This window comes from Protofrankia sp. CiP1_Cm_nod1 (assembly GCF_920888515.1).
GTDB lineage: Bacteria > Actinomycetota > Actinomycetes > Frankiales > Frankiaceae > Protofrankia.
In genome coordinates this window covers 1-11,409 of the sequence record NZ_CAKKTM010000194.1, presented here as the reverse complement: position 1 = coordinate 11,409, position 11,409 = coordinate 1, and the positions used below count along the sequence as shown (strand labels likewise).

The following is an 11,409-nucleotide window of genomic DNA, read 5'->3' as shown; positions in this document are numbered from 1 at the left end:
AACGGGTGGAGCCGCTGGACGTCGCGGACCTCCCACCGGCGCGGGCCGCCGCCCCCGCGGATGCCGCCGACCATCGGCGGGCGGCCGGCCCGGCGCCGGACGAGACCGGCTGGGAAGGGTTCGTGGAGCTGGAGACCACCGAGTTCAGCCGCCGGATGCTGCCGAACCGATGATCTCCTCGTCCGGGCGGACGCTCGGTGGCACGGGGCTGTTCGTCACGTCCCGGCGGGTACCGCGGTCGGCGCCGGAGGCGGCGGACCTGCGCCTGCAGCTGTTACGCCGCGGGGACGCGGTGGTCGCGGTCACCGCCCTGCTGGTCATGATGATCATCATCCCGGCGCGGATGCGTTTCGCGCCGCTGGGCGCCGCCGGCAACCCGGCGTTGCTGCTCGGGATGCTGCTGTTCGTCTGGTATGTCGCGGTCCGGCTGGTGCCCTGGCAGCGTCCGCCCCTGCCGGGGCAGGGGGCGCGCGTCCTGCTGGCCCTCTTTGGCCTGTCCGTGCTGGTCAGTTACGTGGCGGCCATGACACGGCCCATCTCCGGCGCGGAGATCCGCGCGGCCGACCGCGGGGTGCTCACGGTCGGCGCCGCGCTCGGCCTGGCGTTCACCGTCCTCGACGGCGTCCCGGACCGGGCACGGCTGGATACCCTGCTGCGCCGGCTGTGCACCGCCGGCACGGTACTGGCGATCTTCGGGCTGTTGCAGTTCTACTTCCATTTCGACATCAACGGCTACATCCGGATACCCGGTCTCAGCGGCGGTGGCCAGAGCTTCATCTCCGGGCGGGACGGCCTGGTCCGGGTGGCCGGGACGGCGAGCCACGCGATCGAGTTCGGGGTCGTCCTCGCGGCGGTCCTGCCGCTCGCGCTGCATTACGCGCTGTACGCGCCGCCGGAGGGGCGGCGCAACGCGTGGCTCAAGGTCGCCGTGATCGGTCTCACCCTGCCGATGTCGGTGTCCCGGTCGGCCATCCTCACGATCGGTATCGCCCTGCTGGTGCTGGTGCCGTCCTGGCCGGCGCGCCTGCGGCGACGGGCCCTGCTGCTCTCCCCGGTGGCCCTGGCCGCGATGCAGGTGGCCAGTCCCGGGACCCTGAAGACGATCTTCGACCTGTTCCTCAACATCGGTAACGACGACAGTGCGGCCGGCCGGACGGCCGACTACGCCACGGCAGGCGTCTACATCGACAACTCCTTCTGGCTCGGGCGCGGCTACGGCACCTTCCTGCCGGAGAAGTACCGGGTGCTGGACAACGCCTACCTGGGGCATCTGATCGAGACCGGTGTCATTGGGCTCGGCGTCCTGCTGCTGCTGTTCGTCGGCACCTTCGTGCTGGCCCGTCGCCTGCGCCGGGACAGCGAGGATCCCGAACTGCGCAACCTCGCGCAGACGCTGGCCGGCGCCGTCATCGCGGTCGGGGTGTCCTTCGTCACTTTTGACGCGCTCGGCTACGCGATGGTCTTCCTGACCACCTTCCTGCTGATCGGAAGCGTCGGCGCGCTGATGCGGCTGGAGGGCCTGCGGCGTACCGGGGACGGATCCGCGCCGCACCGGGCCGCCGGCCGGCCGTGGCCGGGCGCCGGGCTGCCGCACCCGGGGATCTGGAACCTGCCCGCCCTCGCGCTGCGCCGCTGGTACGTGGCGCTGGCCGTCGCCCTGCTCGTGGCTGCCGGGATGCTGCACGTCCGGTCGGCCCGGGGCACGTACGAGGCGACCGCCGCGCTCGCGGTGTTCCCCCAGGCCGGCAGCGCGCTCAACCCCTACCAGGCCTTCAACCTGAGCAATCAGACGATCGTGCGGGTGGTCGCCGAACGGGTCAACGGCCGGGGCTTCGTCGTCGATCTCAACCGCGCGGAGCGCGGGGCCGAGTACGTGGTCGCGGCCGAGACCATCGGCACCCCGGAGAACCCCGGGGCCCCGGACGCCCCGACCGTCATCGTCACCGTCTGGAGCAGCGACCCCGATGTCGCGGTCGCCAAGATGCGGGAGCTGGCCACCCAGGTCGGTACGACTCTCCAGGACGTCCAGCAGGCGGCCGCGCCGGAGTCGAACGCCCGTCTCACGGCGGTCCCCGCCCTGATGCCCGGCCGGGCCAGCCTGGTCACCGGCAACAGCAAACGCGCTCTCGGCATGGTGCTCGTGCTCGGCCTGCTCGGTCTCATGTTCGTCCTGCCGATGACCGAGCGGCTGTTCGCCCGGGCCGGGCGGTGGCGGGCGGCGTATCTGGCCACACATCCGAGACCGTCCATCCGAAAGGCTGCCTGATGAACCCACGCCAGACCGTCAGGAAAGCCGGTATCGCTCTCCTGCGGGCGCGTATCGCGGACCCTCCGTTGTCGCGGTGGGATCCTCAGCCGGCCCTGCGGACACCCGCCTCCGAGATCCGCCGGGCCGCGTTCCCGGCCGTGGACGCGCACAACCACCTGGGCCGCTGGCTGCGCCGGGACGGCTCCTGGATGGTCGACGACGTCGGCGCGCTGCTGGCGATGATGGACGAGCTCAACATCACGACCATCGTCAACCTCGACGGCCGGTGGGGCGCGGAGCTGGCGGCCAACCTCGACCGCTACGATCGCGCCCACCCCGGACGTTTCGTCACCTACTGTCACCTCGACTGGGGGCTGCTGCGTTCGCGGCGGGCGACCGGGGAGCTGGTCGCGCAGCTGCGCGCGTCCGCCGCCGCCGGCGCGCGCGGTCTGAAGGTGTGGAAGGACCTCGGGATGCGGGTCCGTGACGGCCGGGGCCGGCTGGTGCTGCCGGACGATCCCAGGCTCTCCGACGTGTTCGAGACGGCCGGGCAGCTCGGGCTGCCGGTCCTCATCCACGTCGGTGACCCGGTGGCGTTCTTCCGCCGTCCCGACCGGCACAACGAACGCCTCGACGAGCTGCGCCGGCACCCGACCGCCTCCCGGGCCGCCGGCCTGAACGCCCTGCCCGGGCTGCGCGGCCCGGGCCTGCCCCGCCTCCTCGAAGCGCTGGAGTCGGTGGTGGCGGCCCATCCCCGCACGACCTTCGTGGGGGCGCACGTCGGATGCCTGGCCGAGGACCTCGGCGAGGTCACCCGGATGCTGGCCGCCTACCCGAACCTGTGCGTCGACATCTCGGCCCGTGCCGCCGAGCTGGGCCGCCAGCCGCGGGTGGCCCGCCGGTTCATCGAGCGCTTCGCCGACCGGGTGCTGTTCGGCACGGACGCCTTCCCCCCGGCCGCGGACGGCTACCGGGCCTTCTTCCGGCTGCTGGAGACCGACGACGACCACTTCACGTACTCGCCGTCGGTGCCGCCGCCGCAGGGGCGCTGGGCTGTCTACGGTCTGGACCTTCCCCCCGAGGTGCTGCGCCAGGTGTACGCCGGCAACGCCGCGCGCCTGCTGCCCGGCGTCCGGCCGGTGGCCGCGGCGCCGTCGCCACCGGCCGGGCCCGCCCGCCGGCCCGATCCGCGGCCGGTGTCCTGACAGCCGCGCCCTGAGGCCGTTCTCGGAGGCGGCCCCGCCGCCGGCCATCGCCCACCGGCGGGGCGTCCCACGCGTGAGCTGTCCCGGCCAGCGATCCTGCGTGTACACAATTCAGGGTACGCTTCCGGTGTGGACGACAGCCAGAACGAGCTGAGCGCAAGGGACGCCCGCGCCCATTTCGCCGAGGTCATCACGCGCGCCCAGGGCGGAACGCCCACCGTCATCACGCGCAACGGCCAGGCCGTGGCCGCGGTCGTCCCCATCGAGGATTTCAACGCTCTCGAGGACGCCATCGACCGGTACTTCGCCCGGGAGGCCGACCGCGACCTGGCGGAGAACCCCGACGCCCCCACCTACAGCATGGCCGAGGCCATCGCCGCGATCTTCGAGGACAGCCCTGACCAGGGCGTCGCGTGAAGTACGCGTTCAGGTGGCGTGAACGGGCGGTCCGGCAGCTGCGGGCCATCCCGCAACCGGCCGCGCTGACGATCCTGCGGGCCCTCGTCCTGCTTGGGGACGACCCGCGCCGCCCGGACGCGAACGTGCGGAGACTCGCCGGCTACGAGGACCGCTACCGGCTGCGGGTCGGCGACTACCGGATCATCTACGACATCGTGGACGGGCAGCTCATCATCCTGATCGTGGGAGTCGGCCACCGCCGGGAGATCCACCGGACGATGTGACGGGGGCGCCGAGCGGCGGGCGTGGCCGGGCGGCCGCGCGGTAGACCTCGGCGAGCCGGGTGCCCGCCGCGTCCCAGGTGTGCCGGTCGCGGGCGTCCAGGCAGCCCTGCCGCAGCGTCGCGAGCGTCGCGGGGTCCTCGGCGAGCAGCTGGATGTGCTCGGCCAGTGTCGCGGTGTCCGTCGCCTGGTGGACCAGCCCGTCGACCAGGTGCCGGGCCGGGGAGCCACAGGCGTCGGAGATCACCGGGACGCAGCCGCAGGCGGCGGCCTCCAGCGTCACCAGGGCGCTCCCCTCGGTGACGCTGGGTAGTACGAGCGCGTCCGCGCTCCGGAAGAGCGTGCCGAGGTCGTCGACGAACCCGAGCTCCCGGACCCCGGGCAGGCTCAGCAGCTCGCCCAGGCTCGCGCGGTACTCAGGCATGATCACACCGCAGATGAGCAGCTCGCCGGGGGCGCCCGCGTCGCGCCAGGCGCGCAGCGCGTAGTGCAGCCCCTTGTTCGGCTCGCCCCGTCCCGCGAAGACCATGGTGAACGGGCGGTCCGCCGGGCGGGGGAGATCGGTGGGGAAGAACCGGGCCGGGTCGTAGCCGTAGGCGTGCCGGACCAGCCGGCCGGTGTCGGCCCCGTACTCGGCGAAGGTCCGCACCACATAGTCGGACGGGCACAGCAGCGTGCTCGCCGCGTCGTACTCGGCGTCCTCCCGGCGGAGATGACCGGTGGTGCCGCGATGGGCGTGCCCGCGCGGGAGCTGGATGCCGCAGGCGGCGGCCTCCTGCTCGGCCAGCCCGCAGGCGGACCGGCTGTGCGGGCTGCACACCTCGCGCAGCCCGGGCAGGCCGATGCGCCGCGCCGTCCGCAGGGTGTGGATACAGCCGCGGGGCCAGGTGTGCACGACGTCGTAGGCGTACGGGCGGGTGGCGAGTTCGTGGGCGGTACGCCTGTCGTGGTAGCCGTAGGCGCGGCGGACGCCGATGGCCCGGTGCGGGATCCGCCGGCCCCGGGCGACCATCGTCTCGACGACCTCGGCCGCGCCGTCGAGTTCCCCCGCCAGGCTCGTGCAGTACACGGTCACCGCGAAACCCGCGTCAATCATGCTTCTGACCTGGTGGAACGCGGTCGTGGAGATCCCCGGCCGGCCGAGGGTGTGCGGAAACGAGTACAGGACGCGCAGCGGCCGTTCCCCGGCCGTGGCCGTGGCCGTGGCCGCGGCCGTGTCGTTCGTTGTGATTCCCGTGGTCATCGACAGACAACTCCCCCTCGTGAAGCGCGCCATTGCGGTGGGTGAACCGGTCTTCGGTGCCGTCGGTGAACGCGTGACGGATACCCGCTGCCGCATGTGCCGTGTCCGGCGCCACATCCGGATGGTCTACAGTATGGGCGCCGAGGTGGGGCCACTCACGCGCCGGTGCGTTACCTTACGGAGCGTGCGTGGAGTGACGGGGTGTAGTGCGGGCAGCTGTTCCGGTGAAATCGCCGGAGCTGCCCACGGCTTTGGGGGGTTGTTTCACGTTGCCACGGACCGTGTCCGACTACTATTTCGACCGGGAGACTCTGCGGCCGCTCGCGGAGAAATACGGCGCCTCCTTTCAGACGGCGCAGCCCTTCCGGCACGTCGTCATCGACGATTTTCTGCCCGCTGAGACGCTGCGGGCGGTCGTCGACGCCTTCCCGAAGCCGGGGGACGCCGACTGGCAGCGTTTCGACGCCAGCCAGGAGGTCAAACTCGCGCTGGCGGACGAGACACTGATGCCGGCGCCGCTGCGGCACATACTCCAGCAGTTCAACTCCGGCCCCTTCCTCGACTTCCTGGAGGAGCTGACCGGGATTTCGGGCCTGCTGCCGGATCCGCATCTTGTCGGCGGCGGTCTGCACCAGATCGTCCGGGGCGGTTTCCTGAAGGTGCACGCGGACTTCAACCGGCACCGCCGGCTCGGCGTGGACCGGCGGCTGAACGTGCTGCTGTACCTGAACGAGGACTGGGACGACTCCTGGGGCGGCCACCTGGAGCTGTGGGACCGCGACATGACAAAAGCCGTCCACCGGATCGCGCCGCTGTTCAACAGGTTCGTGGTCTTCGCGACCACCGACCACTCCTACCATGGCCACCCGGATCCGCTGCGTTCCCCGGAGGGGGTCACCCGGCGCTCGCTGGCCTGGTACTACTACACCAACGGCCGGCCGGCCGACGAGGCGTCACCGGACCACACCACGCTGTTCCGGGCCCGCCCCGGTGAGGAGATCCGCCCGACCGGGCTGGCCCGCGCCCAGGACATCGCCCGCCGGGCCGCCCCGCCCCTGCTCGTCGACGCCGCCCGCACGCTGCGCGCCCGCCGCCAGGCGGGGCGCTGAGCGCCCGGCCGGCGGATCCGGGAAGGGGGGCTGGGGCAGGTGACCACGTGACCGTTCTCGCCAGCGTCGTCATACCCGCGCACAACGAGGAGACGGTGATCGGCCGCTGCCTGGAGCGGCTCGCCGACGGCGTCCGCCCGGGGGAGATCGACATCGTCGTCGTCTGCAACGGCTGCACCGACCGCACCGCTGAGCTCGCCCGCGCCGCCGGGGCCCGGGTGGTGGAGGCACCCCGGCCGGGCAAGGCCGGCGCGCTCAACCTCGGTGACGACACCGCGACCGGCTTCCCGCGTTTCTACGTGGACGCCGACATCGAGGTCCGCGGCGGCGACCTGCTCCGGGTGGCCGAGGTGCTGCGGGCCGGCCCCGCGCTCGCGGCCGCCCCGCGGATCCGGGTCGCCACGGCCGGGGTGAGCCGGGCCGTCCGGGACTACTACCGCATCTGGCTGAAGCTGCCCTACACCCGCGACAACCATGTCGGTTCCGGTGTGGTGGGCGTCAGCGAGCGGGGCCGGGCCCGGTTCGACCGGTTCCCGGAGGCGATCGCGGACGACTTCTTCCTCTATCACCGTTTCACGGCGGACGAGCGCCGGACCGTTTCCGGCACCGAGTTCCTCGTCCATCCCGCGCGTACCGCCCGTGACCTGGTGTTACGCAAGATCCGGGTGTACGCGGGCAACATCGAGATGCGGCGGCTGGGCCTGGCGCCGGCCACCCCGGCCGCGGGCACGGCCGGGTCGAGTACGGCCGGGTCGAGTACGGCCGGGGTGGCGCGTCCCGGCCGGCTGCCCGGCTGGCTCGCCGTGGTGCGCGCCGAGCCGGCGCTGGTCACCGCCGTCCCGGCCTATGTCGCCATCTCCGCGGTGGCCCAGCTGCTGGCCCGGCGCAAGGTCCGACGCGGGCAGCTGGGCACCTGGGAACGGGATGCCAGCAGCCGGGTGAACGGAGCGGCCGCATGAGCGCGTCCGTGAGCGGGAACACGTCCGCGAATGGGAGCCCGTCCGTGAGCGGGAACGCGTCCGCGAATGGGAGCCCGTCCGTGAACGGGGGCACGGCCGAGGGGGCCACGATGCGGGGGAGCGCGTTCCGGGGGAAAACAGCCGAGGGGAGCGCGGCCAGGCGGGGGAAGGCGGCCGGCACGCGGCGGCTCAACGCCGTGAAATCGCTGCTGGACCCGCGTCCCTACGCGCATCTGTTCCGCATCCTGCATTTCTATTCCTATTCCCACACCCGGCAGAAGGCGCTGCTGACCCGCGGCCGGGGGGTGCGGTTGGCGCCCAACGTCTCCATCCGCAACGGCGAGCGGATCAGCATCGGCGACCACGCCCACATCGGTGAGCGCTGCTACCTGTGGGCGGGTGACAGCACCGGCCGGATCGACATCGGGGAATACGCGCTGTTCGGCCCGGAGGTGTTCGTCACGGCCTCCGACTACCAGATCGCCCCGGACGTCCCGGTCATGCACCAGCCCAGGCGCGAACGCGACATCCGGATCGGCCGGGACGTCTGGCTCGGCGCCCGGGTGGTCGTCACCGCCGGTGTGGAGATCGGCGACGGGTGTGTCGTCGGCGCGGGTTCGGTGGTGACCCGGTCGCTGCCGCCCGGCTCGATCGCGGTGGGGGCGCCGGCGCGGGTCGTGGGGAAGCGGGGTGAGCCGGGATGACCGGTCTCGAGACCAGCGCCGAGACCAGCGCCGAGACCAGCGCCGGGGCCGCCGTCAGGGCCGGCGTCGAGGTTTCCGTACTGATCGTCTCGTACAACACCGCGGAGCTCACCGTAAAGTGCCTGGAATCCCTGCGTGAGCAGACCAGGGACACCTCGTACGAGGTGATCGTCGTCGACAACGCGTCGACCGACTCCTCCGCGGCACGCGTCCGCGCCGCCTTCCCGGACGTCGAGGTGGTCGAGTCCGGGACCAACCTCGGTTTCGGACGGGCGGTCAACCTCGCCGCCCAGCGTGCCAAGGGCGAGTACCTGCTGCTGCTCAACCCGGACACGGTCGTTCTCGACGACGCGCTCGGCGCGCTGCTCGCGTTCGCGCGGGCCCGGCCCGGACACGGCATCTACGGTGGCCGGACGCTGCGTCCGGACGGCTCGCTGGATCCGAGTTCGTGCTGGGGCGTGCCGACGTTGTGGAGCCTGGCGTGTTTCGGCCTGGGGCTGAGCACCTGGCGCAAGGGCTCGGCGTTGTTCGACCCGGAGTCGCTGGGCCGGTGGCGCCGGGACAGCGTCCGTGAGGTCGGTGTCGTCACCGGCTGCCTGCTGCTGGTCCCACGGGCCGTCTTCGGTGCTCTCGGCGGGTTCGATCCCCGCTACTTCATGTACGGGGAGGACGCGGATCTCAGTGTGCGGGCCCGCCGCGCCGGCTGGCGCCCGGTGATCACGCCGAACGCCACCGTCATCCACCATGTGGGCGCCTCCTCGGCCCGCCGCTCGGACAAAATGATCATGGTGATGCGGGCGAAGGCGACGTTCGTACGCGATCACTTCGAGCCGGGCGCGCGTCAGCGGGCCGCGCTCGCGCTGCTGACCCTCGGCGTGGCCGTGCGGGCGGCGCTGGCGGTGCTCACCCGCCGGTTGCGGGCGGCGCGGCCGGCGACAGCACCGGCACCTGTGGCGACAGCACCGGCACCTGCGGCGACAGCACCGGCGGCGACGGGTGCGGCGCGGCCGGCCGCATCCGGGCCGGGACGTTCCGCGTCGGCCGCCGGCGCCTGGGTGGGGGTCTGGCGGAGCCGCCGGGAATGGCAACCGGGATACCCGCCGTCGCCGGCCGCCGCGGACCGGCCGACCGCGGGCTGACCCCGAGCTCGTCACGGGCGGACCGGACGGGCGGACCGGACGAGCGGAAAAGCACGTCCAGGCCACCCGCCCGGTGCCACCGGGACCGCTGTCAGGAATGTCATGCAATTCAGGTGTGGCGGCGGGTGAAAACCCGGGCCACCGGCGTCCGGGGGGCGACCGAAGGTGAACAAGCGTGTCCTGATCATTGTGCAGAATCTGCCGGTACCGTTGGACCGGCGGGTCTGGCTGGAATGCCAGGAACTTGTCCGGGCCGGCTACACGGTGTCGGTGATCTGCCCCCGCGGGCCGCAGGATCCCGATTACCAGGAGCTCGACGGCGTCCATCTCCACAAATACGACGCCCCGAAGACCAGGCCCGGCGTCCGTGGTTATCTGGCCGAATTCGTCGTGTGCTGGCTGAGGACGGCCAGGCTGTCCGTCCGGGTACGGCGCGAGATCGGTTTCGACGTCATCCAGGCGTGCAACCCGCCGGACACCTACGCGCTGCTCGCCGCCCCCTACAAGCTCACCGGGACGAAGTTCGTCTACGACCAGCACGATCTGTGCCCGGAGGTGTACCGGTCCCGCTTCGACCGCCCGTCCGACCTGCTGCTGCGCGGCCTCTACCTGCTCGAGGGCATCACCTACCGCCTCGCCGACCACGTGATCTCGACCAACGAGTCCTACCGGCTGGTGGCGATGGGACGCGGCCGGCGCGACCACGCCGACACGACGGTGGTACGCAGCGGCCCGGACACCGACCGGATGCGGCCGGGCGCGGACTCGCCGGACCTGCGCCGTGGCCGGCGCCACCTCGCCGTCTACCTCGGGGTGATGGGCCCGCAGGACGGTGTCGACGCCGTCCTGCGCGCGCTCGACATTCTTGTCCACAAGGACGGCCGGGAGGACATCCACGTCGCCCTGCTCGGTTTCGGTGACTGCTTCGAGGAGCTGCGCGCGCTGTCCACCGAGCTCGGCCTGGACGACTACGTGACCTTCACCGGCAGGGCGGACGCGGTCACGATCGAGAAGTACCTGCGGACCGCCGCGGTCGGCCTCGGCCCGGATCCGGCGAATCCGCTGAACGAGGTGTCGACCATGAACAAGACCATGGAGTACATGGCCTACGGGGTGCCGGTCGTCACCTTCGACCTCACCGAGACCAGGGTGTCCGCGGGCTACACGGCCTGTTACGTCGAGCCGGGGGACCTCGAGGGGTTCGCCCGGGCCGTCACGGATCTCCTGGACGACCCCGAACGTCGCCGTGAGCTCGGCCGCCAGGGCCGGGAGCGGGCCGTCGAGGTCCTCGACTGGCGGCTGCAGGCCCCCGGATACGTCGCCGTCTACGACCACCTGCTGGGCGCCACCAGCACCGACACGGCAGCCGGAACGCGGTCGTGGCCGCGCCGGCGACCGGCGTCCTGGCGGAAGGCCGCGGCCTCGACGGCGGCCTTCCTGGTGGCGGGGGCCGCTACGCTCGCCGCGGTGAACGGCCGGCGGGGCCGCTGGTGACGTCCGAAGCGCCCGCTCACCGCGGGCGGTAGCGGGCGGTGGAACGCCAGAACCCGGATGCGGACGGAAGTCACCTTCCGCTACCGCGTTACCTTCCGTTACCGCTTTTCTGGCGTGTCAGGCCTGCATGAGGGTGATGGTGCGGCCGGCGGGGCTTGTCGTGGTGGTGATGGTGGTGCGTTCGGTGATGTCGGGGGCGTCGGGTCGGGTGTCGAAGAGGACCAGGACACCGGTGTCGAGGCCCAGCCGGTCGAGGTAGTGGTCGAGCTGTTTCAGGCCGGTGCGCAGCGGGTTGGCGCGCCCGGCGCGCCAGACCTTGAGCTCGAGGGCTTCGCGTTGCCAGTGGCGTTTGCCGTCGGGGGTGGTGTAGGGCCAGCGGATGAGCAGGTCGATGCGGCCGCGGCCGATGCCGTATTCGCGGGTGACGTAGCCGCCGCCGTTGACGACACGTTGGAGGAAGCCCATGAGGACGAGCTGGGGGGCGGCCTCGGGGTAACGCCGGCCGGAGGCGAGGATCTCGCCGCTTTCCGTCCAGAAGTCGGTGAATTCGTCGAGCATTTTCGCCAGGTCGAAGCGGCCGTCGGGCAGGACGAAGGTGCGGGGGTCGGCGAAGACGACGGCTTCGACG

10 protein-coding genes and 1 pseudogene are annotated in these 11,409 nt (G+C 72.2%); 9 read left to right on the top strand and 2 right to left on the bottom strand.

What is annotated here, in order from left to right:
* The first annotated feature begins 169 nt into the window (after positions 1 to 169).
* From NBX02_RS08895 to NBX02_RS08880, 4 genes are all read left to right on the top strand, one after another.
* On the top strand, positions 170 to 2,266 hold the full coding sequence (locus tag NBX02_RS08895) for an O-antigen ligase family protein (protein WP_250283796.1): 2,097 nt from the start codon (positions 170 to 172) through the stop codon (positions 2,264 to 2,266).
* Positions 2,266 to 3,453, top strand: a complete 1,188-nt coding sequence (locus tag NBX02_RS08890; RefSeq protein ID WP_250290878.1) for an amidohydrolase family protein — start codon at positions 2,266 to 2,268, stop codon at positions 3,451 to 3,453. Before NBX02_RS08895 ends, NBX02_RS08890 begins: the two co-directional genes overlap by 1 nt.
* A gap of 129 nt (positions 3,454 to 3,582) precedes the next feature.
* Positions 3,583 to 3,870, top strand: a complete 288-nt coding sequence (locus NBX02_RS08885; protein WP_250290876.1) for a type II toxin-antitoxin system Phd/YefM family antitoxin — start codon at positions 3,583 to 3,585, stop codon at positions 3,868 to 3,870.
* Positions 3,867 to 4,136: a type II toxin-antitoxin system RelE family toxin gene (locus tag NBX02_RS08880; protein WP_250290874.1), complete on the top strand. Its 270-nt coding sequence runs from the start codon at positions 3,867 to 3,869 to the stop codon at positions 4,134 to 4,136. The genes NBX02_RS08885 and NBX02_RS08880 overlap by 4 nt, the downstream gene beginning before the upstream one ends.
* Here the strand turns inward: NBX02_RS08880 and NBX02_RS08875 are convergent.
* Positions 4,084 to 5,376 carry a glycosyltransferase family 4 protein gene (locus tag NBX02_RS08875; RefSeq protein WP_250290872.1) on the bottom strand — a complete coding sequence of 431 codons (1,293 nt, stop codon included), beginning with the start codon at positions 5,374 to 5,376 and terminating at the stop codon, positions 4,084 to 4,086. The genes NBX02_RS08880 and NBX02_RS08875 overlap by 53 nt on opposite strands.
* A gap of 269 nt (positions 5,377 to 5,645) precedes the next feature.
* Between NBX02_RS08875 and NBX02_RS08870 the strand changes: the two genes are divergently transcribed.
* The 5 genes from NBX02_RS08870 (at position 5,646) to NBX02_RS08850 (ending at position 10,781) form a co-directional block, all read left to right on the top strand.
* Positions 5,646 to 6,485 carry a 2OG-Fe(II) oxygenase family protein gene (locus tag NBX02_RS08870; RefSeq protein WP_250283804.1) on the top strand — a complete coding sequence of 280 codons (840 nt, stop codon included), beginning with the start codon at positions 5,646 to 5,648 and terminating at the stop codon, positions 6,483 to 6,485.
* 47 nt (positions 6,486 to 6,532) lie between these two features.
* Positions 6,533 to 7,444, top strand: coding sequence for a glycosyltransferase (locus tag NBX02_RS08865; RefSeq protein ID WP_250290870.1), 912 nt, complete (start codon positions 6,533 to 6,535; stop codon positions 7,442 to 7,444).
* A gap of 80 nt (positions 7,445 to 7,524) precedes the next feature.
* Positions 7,525 to 8,148 (top strand): acyltransferase, encoded by a 624-nt coding sequence (locus NBX02_RS08860; protein WP_250290867.1) that lies wholly within the window; start codon positions 7,525 to 7,527, stop codon positions 8,146 to 8,148.
* A complete protein-coding gene (locus NBX02_RS08855; protein WP_250283809.1) occupies positions 8,145 to 9,287 on the top strand; it encodes a glycosyltransferase family 2 protein in 1,143 nt (380 codons plus the stop codon). Before NBX02_RS08860 ends, NBX02_RS08855 begins: the two co-directional genes overlap by 4 nt.
* Positions 9,288 to 9,452: 165 nt before the next feature.
* Entirely contained in the window at positions 9,453 to 10,781 is a 1,329-nt protein-coding gene (locus tag NBX02_RS08850; protein WP_250283811.1) for a glycosyltransferase family 4 protein, read from the top strand.
* 117 nt (positions 10,782 to 10,898) lie between these two features.
* Here the strand turns inward: NBX02_RS08850 and NBX02_RS08845 are convergent.
* Positions 10,899 to 11,409 (bottom strand): annotated as a pseudogene (locus tag NBX02_RS08845) (ATP-binding protein); the annotation flags it as partial.